The following is a 16,712-nucleotide window of genomic DNA, read 5'->3' as shown; positions in this document are numbered from 1 at the left end:
GCTCGTGCCTCGTGGTCGCTCGCCGTCGCGGCGGGAGGGGAACTGGCCGCCGCGACGGCGATCGGCCCCGGTGGAGGTCCGCCGGGACGGCTACAGGTGTCGCTCCACCAGGTACTCCGCCAGCGTCACCAGTTCGCTCGCGGCGTGTGGAGCCAGCCGCACGGCGTGCAGGCTCGTGTGCGCGGCCGCCACGTGCCGGCGGGCCTCCGCCAGGGTGTACTCCCGGCCGCCCGCCTCCTCCGTCAGCAGCGCCGCGTGCCGGGCCGTGCCGGCATCCAGGGGGGCGCCCGAGCCGAGCAGCCCGGCCAGTTCGCGCCCGGCGGCGGTGCCGGAGGTCACCGCCGCCAGCAGGGGCAGCGTCTTCTTGCCGCGCCGCAGGTCCCCGTGGACCGGCTTGCCCGTCGCGGTGGGGTCGCCCCAGATCCCCAGCAGATCGTCCACCGCCTGGAACGCCGACCCCAGCCGGCGCCCGGCCTCCGCCAGCGCGGTCACCACCGCCGGGGAGGCGCCCGCCAGGACCGGGCCCAGGGCCGCCGCGCAGCCCAGCAGCGAACCGGTCTTGCGGAGCGCCATGTCCCGGTAGGCGGTGAGCCCCACCGCGCCCGGGCCCGTCCACGGCCGCGACTCGAACAGCAGGTCGTCGGCCTGCCCGTGGACCAGCTCCGACAGGGCCTCGGCCAGCAGCGCGACGGCCGCACCGCCGTGTTCGCCCCCGGCACGGGCCAGCGTGCGGACGGCCAGGGCGAACAATGCGTCCCCCGCCAGCACCGCGGGCCCGGTGCCGAACGCCTTCCAGGCACTGTCCCGGTGCCGTCGTCGCTCGTCGTCGTCCATGATGTCGTCGTGCACCAGGGAGAAGGTGTGCACCAGCTCGACCGCGACCGCACCCGGGACCGCCGTCTCCCCGGGTGCCCCCGCCGCCTCGGCGCCCAGGACCGCGAGCGCCTGGCGCACGCCCTTGCCGCCGTGCGCACTGCCGGGCCTGCCGTCCGCGTCGCACCAGCCGAACGCGAACGAGGCCATGTGGCGCGGCCACGGATGCAGCTCCGCGACGGCCTCCCGCAGCGCCGGCTCCACCAGCGCACGGCAACGGTCGAGGGCCGGCGGCGGCGCGACCTCCCGCGGCCCGCCGCGTACGGGCGGCGCGGGCGTCGCGGGCATCAGGCCGCCCCCCGCGCGCCACCGGCCGGAACGATGCCCAGCTCGGCCCGGGCCCGGGCGACCATCTCCCGGGCGTGCAGCAGGCCGATCCCGCCGAGCGTGCGGTCCAGCTCGTCGAGGTCCGCGGCGGTCGCGGACGGCTCACGGCCCAGCCTCGCCCGGGACTTGACCAGCCCGAGCCGCGCCAGAGCCTCCCCACGCGGCTCGCCCATCGTGCGGAACTCCTCCAGGGCCGCGCCGTAGCACTCCCGCGCCTCCTCGTACCGGCCCGCACGGAAGAGCACATTGCCGCGCATCTTGCGGTTGTACGCCAGGGCGCTCGCCAGCCGCATCCGCTCGCAGGTGGCCGCCGCCCGGGAGAGCAGCTCCAGCGCCCGCTCGGTCTCGCCGCGCAGCGACAGCACATCGGCGATGCCGCGCAGCGCCCACGCCTCGCCGCGCGCGTCCTCGGCCCGCGCCGCTATCTCCGCCGCCTCCTCGAACAGGGCGAGGGCGGTGTCGTACTCACCGGTGTTGCGGTGGATCTGCGCGATGCCCTCCAGCGCCCACACGGTGTGCCGGGCCTCCCCGCGCCGTCTGGCCTCCGCCAGCAACTGCTCGTGCAGTCCGGCGGCGGCCGCGTAGTCGCCCCGTATCCGGACCGTCTCCGCCAGCCCGGCCAGCGAGTAGCCGCGGGCCACGATGTCCCCGCCGCGTTCGGCCAGTTCGGCCGCCTCGGTCAGCCGGCGCGTGGCCAGTTCGAGGTCGCCGCGCTGCCGCGCCAGGGTGCCGCCGCTCCACACCGCCCAGGCCATCGCCCCGGCGTCGGCCGCGCGCTCGGCCGCCCGGTAGCTGTCCCGCCACGCTTGCTCGGCCTCCTCCACACGGCCCAGCCGGCGGCTCGCCTCGGCCACGGCGAGCCCGGCCTGCGCCGACTCCAGGGCGCGGCCCGCGAGTTCGGCCTGTTCTCGCTCCTCCACCGCCCTCCGCAATACGTCCTCCAGGGACGAGTTGACCGAGAGCTCCTCCAGGGCGCCCCGGTACTCGGGGGCGAACGCCTTTCCGTACATCGACTGCCTCTCCGCTGCGCTTCCTTCCGACCACGAAGCTATGGCCTGAGCAGTCGGCGGAAATCAGCCCATGAGGCGGTCTGTCGCTACATCTGCGGACTGGTGCGGGACCATCCGGTCATACGTGAGACGTACGGACTGGTAACTTCTGCGAATGATCATTCGCACCGCCCGCTTGGCCTCATCGGCGCGGCGTGCGGCGGTCTCGGCCGTCGCCCTCGCCGTCCTGCCCGCCGCGCCCGCGCTCGCCGCCCCGGCGCCCGACGCCCCGGCCCCCGCTTCGCCGACCGCCGCGACGCCGCACCTGGACGCCGTCGAGCGGACGCTCCGTCAGGTGTCGCCCGGGCTCGAGGGCGACATATGGGAGCGCACGAACGGCAACAGGCTCGACGCCCGGGGCGACTCCGCCGACTGGCTGCTGCAGACCCCCGGTTGCTGGGGCGACGACCGGTGCGCCGACCGCCCGGGCAGCAAGCGGCTGCTCGCCAAGATGACGGAGAACATCGCCGCGGCGCAGCGCACCGTCGACATCTCCTCGCTCGCGCCCTTCCCCAACGGCGCGTTCCAGGAGGCGATCGCCGCCGGCCTCAAGGCGTCCGTCGCGGCGGGGAACCGGCCGCGGGTGCGGATCCTGGTCGGCGCGGCGCCGGTCTACCACCTCAACGTGCTGCCGTCGGCCTACCGGGACGACCTCAGGAAGCGGCTCGGCGCCGACGCCGACAAGATCACCCTCAATGTGGCCTCCATGACCACCTCCAAGACCGGCGTGTCCTGGAACCACTCCAAGCTGATCGTCGTCGACGGCGCGTCCGTCATCACCGGCGGCATCAACAACTGGAAGGACGACTACCTCGACACCGCACACCCGGTCTCGGACGTCGACCTCGCCCTGACCGGCCCCGCCGCCGGCACCGCCGGCCGCTACCTGGACACGCTCTGGGGCTGGACCTGCCGCAACCGGAACAACGTGGCCGACGTCTGGTACACGGCATCCCCGGGCGCCGACTGCATGGCGACGATGGAGAAGGACGCCAACCCCCGCTCCACCGGCCCCACCGGCGACGTCCCGGTGATCGCCGTCGGCGGCCTCGGCGTCGGCATCGCGGACAGCGACCCCACCTCGACCCACCGCCCCGACCTGCCGACCGCCCCCGACACCCGCTGTGTCGTCGGACTGCCGGACAGGACCAACGCGGACCGCGACTACGACACGGTCAACCCCGAGGAGAGCGCGCTGCGCGCGCTCGTCTCCAGCGCGACCGGCCACATCGAGATCTCCCAGCAGGACCTCAACGCCACCTGCCCGCCGATCGCCCGCTACGACATCCGCCTCTACGACGCCCTCGCCCAGCGGATCGCGGCGGGCGTCAAGGTGCGGATCGTGGTCAGCGACCCGGCCAACCGGGGCGCGGTCGGCAGCGGCGGCTACTCCCAGATCAAGTCGCTCACCGAGATCAGCGACGTCCTGCGCAACCGCCTCGCCGGGATCACCGGCGACCGGAAGAGCGCCGAGACGGCCCTGTGCTCCAACGTCCAGCTCGCGTCCTTCCGCAGCTCGCCGAACGCCACCTGGGCCGACGGCCACCCCTACGCGCTGCACCACAAGCTGGTCTCCGTCGACGGCTCCGCCTTCTACGTCGGCTCCAAGAACCTCTACCCCTCCTGGCTCCAGGACTTCGGCTACATCGTGGAGAGCCCGGCCGCCGCCGGACAGCTGCGCGAGAAGCTGCTCGACCCCGAATGGCAGTACTCGCAGGCCGCCGCCACGGTCGACTACCAGCGCGGACTGTGCCGGCTCTGAGCCGCCCGCGAGCCGCGGTTCACCCGTTCGTGAACATGGATTTCTCCTCCCCTCGTACCGGATGCGACCATGCGGTCGCTTCAAGTCACCCTCGCACCACGGGAATTAACGGAGAACACATGGAGCAATCCGGGGGAACCGCGGTCCGTCGCTGGGGAGCGGCGCTCACCGCCTCGACGGCGGCCGTCGCCGTCACCCTCCCGACGGCCCCCGCGCACGCCGCGGACGGCCCGTCGGGCATCACCGCCAAGGGCGCCTATCTGCTCGACAGCACCGCCGACCGCCCGCTGTGGGGCAAGGCGGCCGACACCCGGCGGCAGATGGCCAGCACCACCAAGGTGATGACCGCGGTCGTGGTCCTCGACGAGGGCGTCGACCTCGACCGGCAGATCGCCATCAAGCAGACCTACCGGGACTACGTCGCCCGCGAGGGCGCCAGCACCGCCGATCTGCGCACCGGCGACATGCTGACCGTACGCCAGCTGCTGTACGGCCTGATGCTGCCCTCCGGCTGCGACGCCGCCTACGCCCTCGCCGACACCTTCGGCGACGGCACCACCGAGCGGGCACGCACCGCGTCCTTCATCGCCAAGATGAACGTGAAGGCGGCCGAACTCGGCCTGCGCGACACCCACTACGGTTCCTTCGACGGCATCTCCGCCGACGGCAACAACTACACGACCCCGCGCGATCTCGCCCGGCTGGCCCGGTACGCCCTGGGCAACGACACGCTCGTCACCGTCATGAAGTCGCTGAGCACCCAGCAGAAGGCGAAGAACGTCAACCGGCTCTACACCTGGTACAACACCAACCAGCTGCTCGGGTCGTACCAGGGGGTGATGGGCGTCAAGACCGGTTCGACCTCGGCCGCCGGCCCCTGCCTGGTCTTCGCGGCCCGGCGCGCCGGACGCACCGTCGTGGGCGTCGTCCTCGACGACCGGGCCGGCCGCTACCAGGACGCGGCCAAGATGCTCGACTACGCCTACCGGACGCACACCCGCTTCGCGCCGCGCCGGCTGCCCGCGTCGGCCCACGGGGACTGACCGCGCCCGACGGCACAGATGGGCGCACACGCATCGGCCCGTGGCGGAACCGAGGGGTTCCGCCACGGGCCGATGCGTCGCTCAGCGGTCCTCGGACGGCCGCTGAGCGGGCAGCCGGCGCGCCGGGCGGTACGGCACGCGCTCCACCGCGTTGCAGTAGTCGAGCCCGGTCAGCGCCTCGCCGGAGAAGAACCGAATCAGCAGGTCCACGATGTCGGCCGGGCGCTCCAGATGGACCAGGTGGTCCGAGTCCTTGAGCGTGGTGAACCGGGCGTCGGCGCACCGGGCGGCCGCCTCCCGGCTCAGCGCCGGCGTGGTCAGCGGATCGTGCTCACCGGTCGCCACCAGCACGGGGACGCGCACCGGCGGTCCGGCGGGGAGCTCCGCCTCGTTCAGCAAACGCAGCGAGTTCTCCCGGTACTTGGCGATGTCCTCCGGGGACAGCTCGCGCAGCGCACGGGTCAGACAGCGGATGACGGTGGGCCGCCGGGCCACCGGTACGCGCGGGGCGCAGCACACCATGGCCTCCACCACGCTCTGCACGAACTCCGCCCGGTCGCCGTGGTCGAGGGAGTCCAGGGTCTGCTCGATCCGCATCCGGGTGTGCTCGGTGAGATGGGCCATCGTGCCGACCAGCGCGAGCCGCCGGCTGCTCTCCGGATGGTCCCGCACCCACTGGTACGCCACGGCACTGCCGTAGGAGGTGCCGACGACGTTGACCGGGCAGGGCGCCACCTTCGCCAGCAGCTGGTCGAGGGCCTCCGCCAGGAAGCCGAAGCCGTACCGGGCGGGCAGCGGGTCGGCGCCGCCCCATCCCGGCAGGTCCACCGTGATCACGCTGGCCACTTCCAGGAACGCCCGCTCGACCCGGCCCCAGGCGCTCTGGTGCTGGAACGCCCCGCCGACGAGCACGACGGGAGCCGTTCTGGCCTCGGGCTGATGGACGATCCGGCCGCTGTACGCGTATCCCCCCAGCGTGAGGGGGATGACCTCTTCGAGGAGTGCGGTAGGCGTCGTCAAGGCCGGTCTCCGTTTCCCGGTGGGTGGTGTCATGAGTGGAACGAGAGCCGACCGGTGGACGTTACTGCTGATATGCCCGGTGGCCCGTGGGCGCGACCGCCTCAGGAACCCAGTGCGTGGATCTCCCCCCGGATGAGGCCGGGCAGCCGGTCGGCCAGCTCGCGGTGGCGCTGGTCGGTCACGACCGTGACCGCGGCGCTCGTGTCGTGCAGGGCCATGGTCACGGCCAGCGGACGTCCCGCGCTGAGCGGCGGCAGCCCCGCGATGCCGGTCAGCCGGGCGGTGCCGAGCGTCAAGGGGCCGGCGTAGGTGGCCAGGCTGCTGCACAGCAGCGAGGAGTAGACCGTGGAGCCCACGTACCGGCTGAGGACGTGCGTCAGCACCCCGTACCGCTGAGGCGTCGCGGCCACCCTGCGGGCCTGGGCCCGGGCCCGGCGCTGCATCCCGGCCCGGCGGGTGAACTCGTCCACGGCGGCGAGCCGTTGGCGGGGACGTCTGCCGCCGGGCAGCGGTACCCGGACGGTGGCGTAGTGGTTCCCGAGCACCGACGCCTCGCCGGGGGCGCGGACGTCGACGGGGACCATCGCGCACACGCCGGGCAGCGACGGCAGCCTGCCCGTCGCGCCCGCGGCCCGCAGCGCGCCCGCCGTCGCGGCGAGGAAGACCGCGTTGGTGGAGGCCCGCCCGGAGGGCAGCGCGGCGCGGGCGGCGCCCAGCTCGTCCTGCGAGAGGCGGCACCACGCCACGGTCCGCCTGGGGTCGACGGGCCCGTGGAAGGGCAGGGGGCGGGCCCGGGGCAGGATGTCCGCGAGGGCGTGGGCGAACGAAGAGCGGTCCGGGACGACGGAGGCCTGGGCGGGGATCGCCGCGATCGCCCGGGGCCGCTGCCCGGACGGCGTGGCCTGGCCGTCGAGCAGGGCGCACAGCAGGGTGGTGAGCGACTTGCCGTCCAGCAGCGCGTGATGGGCGCGCAGCAGCAGCGCGAAACCGCCGTCGGCCGGCAGCAGATGGAGCTGCCAGGGCGGCCGGGGGCTGCCGAGCGGCTGGGCGATCAGCTGCCCCACGCGTTCCTCCAGGGGCTCCGGGGAACCGTGCGTCCAGGGGAGCTCCTCCTGGGCCGGGGCCGCGATGTGGTGGTCGGGGTCGAACACGGGACCGGTGGTCCAGCGCGGCCAGCTGCCCGGCGTCCAGGGCGTCAGCCGCAGCCGCTCCAACGGACTCCAGCGTTCCCTGGCCAGCTCCCGCAGCTCCCGGCGCGTCGGGGGCACGCCCTCGAACCAGGCCAGTACTCCGGCGGTCATGCAGATCTCCCCGCTGCTCTGCTGCCGGTACAGCCAGGCATCCAGCGGGGGCATCGCGGCACCGCCCGGGCACTCGCTGTCCGGGGCGGGGGCGACGGGGTTCGACAGCGGCATGGGATGTGACACGGGCAGGTCCTTTACTCGCGCGGCTCTTCGTGCGGCAGCTCTTCGTGCGGCGGCTCTTCGGGCAGTGGGTCAGCGGGCGATGGTCGCGACGGCCCGGGCGACGGCCCCGGCCCCGTCCTCCCGTCCCAGGCGGGCGGCGAGCGCGGTGGCGCGCCGGGCGTACCGGGGCTCACCCGTCGCCTGCCGCAGGGCCCAGGCCAGCCGCCCCGCGGTCAGTTCGGCGTACGACAGCACGCCCGGGCTCACGCCCAGCCGCACCAGCCGGCCCGCCCACCAGGGCTGGTCGGTCCCCAGCGGCACCGGCACGGCGGGCACACCCGCCCGCAGCCCCGCCGCCGTCGTCCCGGCGCCGGCGTGGTGCACCACCGCGGCCGTACGCGGCATCAGCCAGCCGTGCGGCAGCGCCCCGACCGTGATGACGTCGTCGTTCACCACCGACAGGCCGGCGCTGCCGGACTGCACGATGCCCCGCAGCCCGGCCTGCCGCAGCGCGCGGGCCGTGAGGTCCGCGAACCGCTCCGGCGCCCCGGGCAGCGCGCTGCCGAAACCGACGAACACCGGGGCGGGGCCGGCCTGCAGGAAATCGGTGACCAGGGCCGGCGGCTCCCAGTGCGGGCACTCGTGCGGCCACCAGTACCCGGCGACGCGCAGGCCGGGCCGCCAGTCCGCCGCCCGGGGCACCACGGCGGGGCTGAAGCCGTGCCAGATCGGCCACCGGCTCCGCTCCCTGGCCCGCCGAAGCCCGTGGGCGCTGCGCGCGGGCAGGCCCAGCCGGGCGTGCAGCCGGCGGCTCGCGGCCCCGTACAGGGCGTCGACGACGGCGTTGGCTGCGCGGCCGCGCAGCCGGTTGGCCGGGCCGGGCGGCCGCCAGGGCAAGGTGCACGGACCGTACGCGGTCGTGGGGGTGTCAGGCTGGAGGAAGACGCCCATGCTGGGGATCCGGTGCCGGGTGGCCACCACCCTGCCGATCGGCGCGGTCAGCGTCGACAGCAGGATCAGATCCGCCTTGGGGTCGGTCGCGGCGAGGATCTCGTCGACCAGCTCGACCGCGGCCCGCTCGGTGGCGCGCAGCAGCCCAAGGGCGGCGCGTGGTGAGCGGCGCGCGCCCCCCAGGTCGCGGCGCGCCGCCAGCAGGCCCTCGAACGGGTCCGCGTCCATCGGGCGCATCCGCAGTCCGCAGCAGCCCACCAGGCCGGCGAACCGCGCGTGTGTGACGACCTCCACGTCGTGGCCCTCGTCCAGCAGCCTGTGGCCGAGGCCCGTGTACGGGGCGACGGAACCCGTGGTGCCCGCTGTGATGATCTGGATGCGCATGTGCCGGCCCTCCCGCTGTCCAGGGGGAACAACGAGAGCGCACCCGGGCCGGATACGGCACGGGTGCGCTCGGTGGTGACGCGGCGCTACTTCGCGGCCGCCCCGGCGGGGACGGGCAGCGGGCCGGCCGCACAGGCCGTGTCGTGTGCCGGCGCCTCGCCCGTCAGCAGATAGGTGTTCACGATGCCGTCCACGCACGCGTTGCCGTTGCGGTACTGCCCGTGATCGCCGCCGCCGGTGACCGTGACCAGCCGGGAGCCGCGCAGCGCCCGGTGGTCCTCGACCGCGGCCTCGTAGTAGGTCGCCGGGTCGTGCGTGGAGTTGAGCATCAGGGTCGTCGGCAGCCCGGCCCCGGTGACCTTCACCTTCGGCGCCGCGTCCGTGGGCCAGTACGCGCACACCGACGAGAAGGCCAGCTCCCGGGCCCCGAGGAGCGGCAGCGCCGCGGTGTCCCGCGCGCTCCTGCGCTTCCAGTAGCCGATGTCGTGGTTCCAGGCGGTGTCGTTGCAGGTGACCGAGAAGAACTCGGCGAGGAACTCCGGACTGACGTACGACCCGAAGACCTTCCCCACGAGCGCCTTCCCGGACGCCCCCGCGTCGTCCCCGTGCTCGAGCGCGACGAGCGCCGACGCCAGGGCGGGGAAACCCTGCGCGGCGTTGTACAGGGCCTGGATCGTGCCGTTGTCCAGCTGGTTCGGGCCGATGACGGCCGAGCCCGCGGTCACCGGGTGCTCGGCCAGCGCGCGCCGCCGCTCCTCCCAGCGGGCCCTGACCTCCGCGACCGTACGCCCGTAGTGGTAGACGTCGTCGTGCTGCGCCAGCCAGGGCAGGAAATCCTGCTCGAAGCGGCGCTGGAAGCTCTTCGGCTGCCCCTTCTCGAACGCCTCCCACGAGCCGGACCAGCCGACGTTGCTGTCCAGCACCGCCCGCTCGACGCGCTGCGGGTACAGCGTCGCGTAGTAGGCGCCGACCATCGTGGCGTAGGACGGACCGTAGTAGGAGATCTTCGGCGCGCCGAGCAGCGAGCGGAACAGATCCATGTCGCGGACCGTCTGCTCGGTGGTCAGGTAGGGCAGCAGGCCGCCGCTGCGGGCCTCGCAGTTCCGCACCAGCTCGCGCGAGCGGTCCAGCACGCCCTGCACGGCGGCGGGGGAGCGGTCCCGGAAGTCGTGCGCGAAGAACTCCCGCAACTCGTCGTCCGTCTGGCACACCGGGTGGGTGGAGCGGCCCACGCCGCGCTGGTCGAAGCTCACCACGTCGTAGGCCGCGCCGACCGCGGGCTCGTCCTTCGCGAAGCCCTCCGGCCGGTTCAGGCCCGAGGCGCCCGGCCCGCCCGCCGCCATCATCAGCACCCCGCGCCGCAGGGCGGGGTCGCTCGCGCGGTGCCGGGAGACGGCCACGGTGATGTCCGGGCCCGCGTCCGGGTGGTGCCAGTCGCGCGGCACCGTCATCATCGCGCACTCCAGCGACGAACCGCCCCCGCAGGACTGCCAGTCCAGCCGCTGCTGCGCGTACCGCGCGGGCACCCGCACCTGGTCCCGCCCCCCGGCCGGGGCGGCCTGCGCCGCGCCCGAGGGCAGCACCACCGCCGCCACGACGGCCGCCGCGACCACGGCCGGCACGGCCGACGGACGACGCCGCCCTATACGCGCGACGTTCCCCGAAACCGACGACACCGACATCGAAACCCTCCAGCAAGGACGCATCTCTCATCTGTCGGGAGAGATCCTTCCGCCGGGGGCGCGGGCGATCGATCCCGTGGGCATCCGCATCGGGGGTGGTGCTGGTGCCACCCCCGGGGTGAGGGAGTTCAGCCCAGGAAGTCGATCTGGTAGATGTGCAGCGTCTTGGTCTGATGGCCCAGGTAGATGACGACAAGCACCTCGTCGAGCACCAGCATCCGCATGATGCCGTCGTCCTCGCCGTACGGCACGGTGGCCGCGAGCGGATCCGTGCAGGCCGCCGCGAGGACGTCGCTGAGCCGCTCACTGACGGGCTGCGGCAGGGAGTCCCAGACGGCGGCTATCGTCGCGTCGTACTTGAGGGCGTACACGCCCCCAGAGTGTCAGTCCCAGACCCCCGCGCGGGCCCGAACGACGGCCGCGTCCTCCTGCACCTTCTGGGTGATGTCGATCCACTCGCCGGGCACTTCGCCGCCCGCCGCCTCCACCGCCGCCGCGTGCCGGCCGCGCTCGACGGCGGCCAGCGTGCGCTCGGCGATGCCCTGCCACTTGGCGAACACGGTCAGCATCTCGTGCGCCGGGGCGCGGCCGATCTCGGCGAGGAAGCGCCGGGAGAGGTCGGGGCTGCCCAGCGCGTGACGGATGCGCTCGATGTTCCACGGCCGGTCGCTGCTCATGGATCCTCCCCGCGTCGGCGGCTCGACGCCCACAGTAGCGAAATCGGTCACCACTCTCAGGCGAACCGGGGACGAATGGCGTAGCGTGCACTGAGCCGGCGCGCCGCTGCGGCGGGCCTCATGGCCGTAGGGACCCGGCGTCCAGGCCGTAGACGCGACGGGAGTTGTCCGCCGCCACCAGCGCGGCCACCCGCCGCGCGTCCCCGGCCGACCACGCGCCCTCCGCCACCCACTCCGTCAGCAGCCGGGCCAGGGCCCGCCGGAAGAGCTCCGCGCCCACGACGTACAGCTCGGGGAGCCCGTAGGCGTCGGTGGAGAACAGCACCTTGCCGAAGGGGGCGAGCTCCAGCACCTCGGCCAGTACGCTCCTGGCCCGCGCACCGGTGTGCGCCAACGCCAGCCCCACGTCCGCGTAGACGTGCGGGAAGACGTTGGCCAGATAGGCGGCACCCCGGTGGTACGGGTAGCAGTGCAGCAGGACCAGCGTGCAGCCCGTGGGGCGCACCGCGCGGACGAAGTCGGTGAGCAGCAGCGGATCGCAGCGGTGCAGCCGCAGGTCGGGGTCGCCGAAACCGGTGTGCAGCTGGAGCGGCCGCCCGGTCTCCGCGGCCGACCACAGCAGGTGCCGCAGCAGCACCGGATCGGTCAGCCGGCCGCCCGGGGCCCGGCCCGCGAGCCAGCGGCCGGCCGCCGCGCGCACCGCGCCGGGATCCGGGCGCTCCGGCGCGAGGTCCAGGCCGTGGCGGTAGGCGGCCACCGATTTGAAGCCCACGGCGGTGTCCGCCGCGTCCGCCACGGCGTCGGCCAGGGCGGTGAGGAAGGAGTCCGTGCCGGCGGCGGCATCGGCCAGGCGTTCGGCCAGGCTTTCGAGGCGGACGATCTCATGGACCGCTCCGCCGCCGGCCGCCGCCAGCTCCCGAGGGGTCGTCAGGTCGCCGGGGATGCCGGTGTCCACCAGATAGTCGCCGATGCCGGTCGCGGTCAGCAGCCGGCGCAGGACCTCCTCACTGCCGAGTTCCCGGCGGCGGGCGAGATAGCGGTCGGCCGGGCAGTGCGCTTCGAGCCCGAGCAGCGGCGGGCACCAGCGGCGTACCGCGAAGCCGAGCTGGCTGTCGAAGAAGGTGGTCCCCGGTGCGGCCGGCGTGTCCGACTCGGTGAGGTAGGAGTCGAAGGAGGCGGCGTCGAGTGCGTGCCGGACCACGCCGTGACAGTGATGGTCGACCAGCGGGGGAAAGGACAGGGAGAGGGGCGCGGACGGCGGAGTCGTCACGTCAGTACCGTCCGCGCGTGGCCGCGGCGATGTCCCGCGGCGCCACTCCCTCGTACTGCGCGGCCTCAGCCCGCCGCACGGCGGCGATCGCCTCGAACAGCGGGTCGCCGAGCGCGGCGCGCAGCAGCGCTGACCCCTCGAAGCAGGCCAGCACCTCGGCCGGCGACGTCGGCAGTCTCGGCTGCTTCTCGCCGGTGACGGCCGGATCGCCCGCCACGGGGGCGGGCAGCCGCAGCCCCGCGTCGATCCCCGCGAGCCCGGCGGCCGTCACGGCGCCGACCACGAGATACGGATTGGCCGCCGGGTCGAAGCACTTGATCTCGGCGTTGGCGCCCCCCGCGTCGTCCGGGGCGCCGGTGACGAACCGCAGCGCGGCCTCCCGGTTCTCCAGGCCCCAGCACTGGAAGGCCCCCGCCCAGTGCGAGGGTTCCAGCCGCAGGCGGCTCGCGGGGGAGGGCGCGCCGAGCGCGAGCAGCGCGGGCAGTTCCCGGAGCACACCGGCCAGGAACGCCTCGCACTCGTCCGTCATGCCGCAGGGGCCGTCGCCGCCCCGGCACAGGTCCCGGCCGTCCCGCCAGAGACTGAGGTGCAGATGGGCGCCGTTGCCGACGCCACCCGGCTCGACGACGGGCCCGAAGAGGGCGTCCAGGCCGTGCCGGAGCGACACCGCGCGGACCGTCTCGCGCACGAGCACGACGAGGTCGGCCGCCCCGACCGGGTCCTTGGGCGAGACCGAGATCTCGAACTGGCCGGGCGAGTACTCGGGATGGATCTGCAGCACGTCGACCCGCTGCGCGGCGAGCGCCTCCAGGACGTCGCGCAGATAGCCGGAGAGCTCGACCAGCCGGGCCATGCCGTACGCGGGACCGGAACAGGCGTACGCGAGCTCACCGTCGTCCGCCGCGCCGCGCCGGACGACGACCCACTCGGTCTCGAAGCCCATGCGCAGCTCGATCCCCCGGTCGGCCGCGCGCTCGGTCATCCGGCGGGCGAACCGCCGCTGGCAGGCGGCGTACGGCTCGCCGTCCTGCTCGTACCGGTCGACCGGGGCCCAGGCCCAGCCCGGCTGCGCGGCCAGCAGCGTCAGCCGGTCCAGGTCGGGGAAGAGCCGCAGGTCGCCGTCGGGGCCGCCGATGTGCCGGCTCATGACACTGGAGTCGTCCGTGAGGTAGACGTCGAAGACGGGGGACATGCCCACACCCCAGCGGGCGGTGTGCGCGAGCCGGGTGGTGGGGATGGCCTTGACGCGGGTGAGCCCCGCATTGTCGACCCAGGTCAGGGCGACGCCGTGGATGTTCTGCGCGGTGAGCTGTGCCGCCTCCTGACGGGCCGACGACGCGGCTCGCTCCCGTTCCGGCCTGTCCAAGGGCCCGCTCCTCCCTCACGGTGCACGTGCCTGCCGTACACGCTGCATTACACCCCACGGGCGACGGCGCGCGCCGGAAGTACGGCGAAGTCCCGTCACCGGACCGGTGGGCCGGCGGGAGCGCCCGCCGGCCCACCGGACGCTTCCGGCTAGTTCAGCGCGGCGAGCTTTCGCACCGCCGTGTGCTCACCGGTGCCGCTCCCGGACGCGACGGTGCCGCAGTACTCGGCCTCCAGGAGCGCGCCGGGGTCGCCCGACCAGTCGCCGTTCAGATTGAACGCGGCGGTGTGGCGCCCGTCGGCGGTCCCACTGGCCATCGAGACGGAGCCGTGGATGCCGCCGCCGTGGAACCAGACCGGCACGCCGCAGGACAGCGTCACGGTCGCCACGCCGAGGCCGTAGCGGGCGCCGGGCAGCTCGTCCCCGCCGGACACCGTGGTCGTGAGCTCCTTCTGCTGGCGCTCCGGCAGCAGCTTGCCGCCGAGCAGCGCGCGGTAGAAGCGGTTGAGGTCACCGGTGGTGGAGATGATCTCGCCGGCCGACCAGGCCCAGGTGGGGTTGAGCTCGGTGACGTCCTGGACGGGTGCCTGCGGGTCGGTGGACAGCAGCTTGCTGTAGGCCCGGCCGTGCGGCGAGGGCATCAGCGGCGAGCTGCCGGGCAGGGACGTGGAGCGCATGCCGAGCGGCCCCAGGATGCGCCGGTCGATCTCGTGGCCGTAGGGGTGGCCGGTCACTTTCTCCACGATCATGCCGGCGAGGATGTAGTTGGTGTTGGAGTAGTGCCAGCGGGTGCCGGGCCGGAAGTCCGGCCGGTGCTTCAGCGCGACGGCCACCAGCTGACGGGGCGTCCTGGATTCGTAGCGGTGCTCGGGGAAGCCCGTGCTGAGCTGCGCGTGGACGTCCGGGTCCTCGGTGTAGTTGTACACGCCGCTGGTGTGGCTGAGGAGCTGCCGGAGGGTGATGCGGGAGCCGTCGTTGCCGTTGCCCCGGACCAGTCCCGGCAGATGGTGTTCGACGGTGTCGTCGAGGCCGAGCCGGCCCTCGGCCTCCAGCTGGAGGAGGACGGTCGAGACGAACGCCTTGGTGATGCTGCCGACGCGGAACCGGTCCTGCGGCAGGCGCTCGCGCCCGGTCCGCAGGTCCGCGACACCGGCCGAGCCCTGCCAGATCCCGTCGCCGTCCCGGGCCTGTCCGAGCAGGCCCGGGACGCCGGCTTCGACCTGGGCCTCCATGGCCGCCTGGGTGGCCGTATGACCGCCGTGCCCCGGGCCCGCGTCCGCCGGGGCCGCGGACGCGGTGGCGGTGAGGGCCGTCGTGGTGAGCGCGGCCGCCGCGAGTCCCACCAGCGCTCTGCGTACCGTTCGTAAGGTCATGCCCTGCCTCCTGACGATCGATCCGGTGCACCCCGGGTGAAGGGTGGTGTACGAGCGGCAGGACTCCCGCGAGCGGCGGGGTGGTTGACAGCGGTTCACCGACGGAGGGTGGGAACCAGCCATTCCACTTTCAATGTCACCCGTTCGACGGAATGCACCCTGGGTAACCGGAAAGCTACCCTGAGTGTGTGTCGAGGTGGAGTCGTGCCGGCATCCAGCGGCCCGCCGTGCGGGCCGCGGTCGCCGTGCTCGTCTCCCTTCTGCTGGTGTTGTCCGGCGCGACGACCGACGTCGTCGAGGCGGGCTTCGGCCGGGACGAGGCGCCCGCCTCCTCCTCCGTGGCGGCCGCCGACTCCGACGACTGCGCCGCGTGCGCGTCCGGGCAGCGCGTTCCGCGTCCGGGGAGGGTGGGGAGGCCGGCGGGCGGTGGTGTCCGCCCGCCGGTGCCCACCGCGTCCTCGGCCGGGGAGGGCGGGGGGCTCTCCGGCCTCCGGGCCGCACCCCTGCCGGACTCCTCCGCCGCCGCTCCTCCCGCGCGCCACTCCGTCCTGCGCTGCTGACAGGGCCCGCGCCCGCCCCATTTCCGGGGCCCGCGCGCCGCCCGTTCCCCAGCGATGCCGCCAGGCACCACAGCAGGAGTGACGTCATGCCCGTCGACCCCGCGCGCGCCTATGTGCGCGCCCAGTTGTACCGCGCCCAACGGCCGGATCCCGACCCCGAACCCACCCCCATCGTGGTGGAGGACCACGCCTGCCCCGCGCTCCTCCCCGCGCACGGCGAGGCCCCCGACTCCCTCGGATGCCGCGGGCGGCCGCGCCGCCCGGGAGTGCTCGCCCGGCTGCTGTCCCTGTTCCAGCGGCCGAAGGTCACCCAGGACGCGTAGGGGCCGTCCGGTACGGAGCGGGACCCGGCGGGCCCCAACGGGCCCGGCGCGAAGGCACGGTGGACAGCGGACCCCGCGGCGTCCACCCTCGGACCATGCCTTCGCCCGGCACTCCCGGACCCGCCGCACCCGCCGGGCGGCCGGGCGCACCGCGCCCGGACGCCCACCGCGTCGTCCTCGCCGTGCACGGCGGCGCCGGCAGGGCGCTGCGCCGCGCGGACACCGACGCCCGCACCGAGCAGGCGTACCGCGACGGCCTCGCCGGCGCCCTGGCCGCCGGCGAGCGGGAGTTGCGCGCCGGCCGTGGCAGCGTCGCGGCCGTCGAAGCGGCGGTGGCGGCCCTGGAGGACGAACCGCTCTTCAACGCCGGCAAGGGGGCCGTCCTCACCGAGGACGGCGGCCACGAACTGGACGCGTCCGTCATGCGGGGCTCCGACCAGGCGGCCGGTGCCGTCGCCGGAGTGCGGCACGTACGCAACCCGGTGCGGGCCGCCCGGCTCGTCATGGAGCGCGGCAGGCACGTGCTGCTCGTCGGGCAGGGCGCGGACGACTTCGCCGCCCGCAACGGGCTCCCCGTCGTCGGCCAGGACCACTACTGGACGCGGCACCGGTGGGACGAACTCACCCGGGCCCGGCCCGGTACGGC

General features: G+C 74.4%; 16 protein-coding genes. 5 read left to right on the top strand and 11 right to left on the bottom strand.

Annotation, left to right across the window (positions count from 1 at the left end):
• Nucleotides 1–90: 90 nt before the first annotated feature.
• Together AB0K09_RS16770 and AB0K09_RS16765 are read right to left on the bottom strand one after the other, a co-directional pair.
• Nucleotides 91–1,161: a polyprenyl synthetase family protein gene (locus tag AB0K09_RS16770; RefSeq protein WP_366066120.1), complete on the bottom strand. Its 1,071-nt coding sequence runs from the start codon at nucleotides 1,159–1,161 to the stop codon at nucleotides 91–93.
• Nucleotides 1,161–2,210, bottom strand: coding sequence for a tetratricopeptide repeat protein (locus tag AB0K09_RS16765; RefSeq protein ID WP_366066119.1), 1,050 nt, complete (start codon nucleotides 2,208–2,210; stop codon nucleotides 1,161–1,163). Before AB0K09_RS16765 ends, AB0K09_RS16770 begins: the two co-directional genes overlap by 1 nt.
• 154 nt (nucleotides 2,211–2,364) lie before the next feature.
• Between AB0K09_RS16765 and AB0K09_RS16760 the strand changes: the two genes are divergently transcribed.
• Both AB0K09_RS16760 and AB0K09_RS16755 read left to right on the top strand, forming a co-directional pair.
• Nucleotides 2,365–4,011: a phospholipase gene (locus AB0K09_RS16760; protein ID WP_366066118.1), complete on the top strand. Its 1,647-nt coding sequence runs from the start codon at nucleotides 2,365–2,367 to the stop codon at nucleotides 4,009–4,011.
• Between the two features lie 119 nt (nucleotides 4,012–4,130).
• Complete coding sequence (locus AB0K09_RS16755) at nucleotides 4,131–5,054, top strand: serine hydrolase (RefSeq protein WP_366066117.1); 924 nt, start codon at nucleotides 4,131–4,133, stop codon at nucleotides 5,052–5,054.
• 81 nt (nucleotides 5,055–5,135) lie between these two features.
• On the opposite strand, the gene AB0K09_RS16750 is transcribed toward AB0K09_RS16755, so the two are convergent.
• The 9 genes from AB0K09_RS16750 to AB0K09_RS16710 all read right to left on the bottom strand — a co-directional run bounded on the left by AB0K09_RS16750 (nucleotide 5,136) and on the right by AB0K09_RS16710 (nucleotide 15,183).
• Nucleotides 5,136–6,074 carry an alpha/beta hydrolase gene (locus AB0K09_RS16750; RefSeq protein ID WP_366066116.1) on the bottom strand — a complete coding sequence of 313 codons (939 nt, stop codon included), beginning with the start codon at nucleotides 6,072–6,074 and terminating at the stop codon, nucleotides 5,136–5,138.
• A 101-nt stretch (nucleotides 6,075–6,175) separates the two neighbouring features.
• Nucleotides 6,176–7,501, bottom strand: a complete 1,326-nt coding sequence (locus AB0K09_RS16745) for a wax ester/triacylglycerol synthase domain-containing protein (protein WP_366066115.1) — start codon at nucleotides 7,499–7,501, stop codon at nucleotides 6,176–6,178.
• 69 nt (nucleotides 7,502–7,570) lie between these two features.
• Nucleotides 7,571–8,815, bottom strand: coding sequence for a glycosyltransferase (locus AB0K09_RS16740; protein ID WP_366066114.1), 1,245 nt, complete (start codon nucleotides 8,813–8,815; stop codon nucleotides 7,571–7,573).
• Nucleotides 8,816–8,901: 86 nt separating this feature from the next.
• The gene (locus AB0K09_RS16735) at nucleotides 8,902–10,437 is read right to left on the bottom strand and encodes an alpha/beta hydrolase (protein WP_366066113.1); all 1,536 of its coding nucleotides are present in this window, start codon (nucleotides 10,435–10,437) and stop codon (nucleotides 8,902–8,904) included.
• A gap of 188 nt (nucleotides 10,438–10,625) precedes the next feature.
• Nucleotides 10,626–10,868 (bottom strand): hypothetical protein, encoded by a 243-nt coding sequence (locus AB0K09_RS16730; protein ID WP_366066112.1) that lies wholly within the window; start codon nucleotides 10,866–10,868, stop codon nucleotides 10,626–10,628.
• 12 nt (nucleotides 10,869–10,880) lie between these two features.
• Nucleotides 10,881–11,174, bottom strand: a complete 294-nt coding sequence (locus tag AB0K09_RS16725) for a hypothetical protein (protein ID WP_366066111.1) — start codon at nucleotides 11,172–11,174, stop codon at nucleotides 10,881–10,883.
• 118 nt (nucleotides 11,175–11,292) lie between these two features.
• Nucleotides 11,293–12,444 carry an amidohydrolase family protein gene (locus AB0K09_RS16720; protein ID WP_366066110.1) on the bottom strand — a complete coding sequence of 384 codons (1,152 nt, stop codon included), beginning with the start codon at nucleotides 12,442–12,444 and terminating at the stop codon, nucleotides 11,293–11,295.
• A 1-nt stretch (nucleotide 12,445) separates the two neighbouring features.
• Nucleotides 12,446–13,810, bottom strand: coding sequence for a glutamine synthetase family protein (locus AB0K09_RS16715; RefSeq protein ID WP_366066109.1), 1,365 nt, complete (start codon nucleotides 13,808–13,810; stop codon nucleotides 12,446–12,448).
• Nucleotides 13,811–13,959: 149 nt separating this feature from the next.
• Nucleotides 13,960–15,183 carry a serine hydrolase domain-containing protein gene (locus AB0K09_RS16710; protein ID WP_366066108.1) on the bottom strand — a complete coding sequence of 408 codons (1,224 nt, stop codon included), beginning with the start codon at nucleotides 15,181–15,183 and terminating at the stop codon, nucleotides 13,960–13,962.
• A 188-nt stretch (nucleotides 15,184–15,371) separates the two neighbouring features.
• On the opposite strand from AB0K09_RS16710, the gene AB0K09_RS16705 reads away from it, so the two are divergent.
• From AB0K09_RS16705 to AB0K09_RS16695, 3 genes are all read left to right on the top strand, one after another.
• A complete protein-coding gene (locus AB0K09_RS16705) occupies nucleotides 15,372–15,743 on the top strand; it encodes a hypothetical protein (RefSeq protein ID WP_366066107.1) in 372 nt (123 codons plus the stop codon).
• Nucleotides 15,744–15,829: 86 nt separating this feature from the next.
• Nucleotides 15,830–16,066 (top strand): hypothetical protein, encoded by a 237-nt coding sequence (locus AB0K09_RS16700; RefSeq protein ID WP_366066106.1) that lies wholly within the window; start codon nucleotides 15,830–15,832, stop codon nucleotides 16,064–16,066.
• Between the two features lie 95 nt (nucleotides 16,067–16,161).
• The coding region (locus AB0K09_RS16695) for an isoaspartyl peptidase/L-asparaginase (protein ID WP_366066105.1) at nucleotides 16,162–16,712 on the top strand (551 nt) is incomplete at its 3' end.

Source organism: Streptomyces sp. NPDC049577 (assembly GCF_040675635.1).
Lineage (GTDB): Bacteria > Actinomycetota > Actinomycetes > Streptomycetales > Streptomycetaceae > Streptomyces.
The sequence above is the reverse complement of the archived record's forward strand: the minus strand, read 5'-3'. Positions and strand labels throughout refer to the sequence as shown.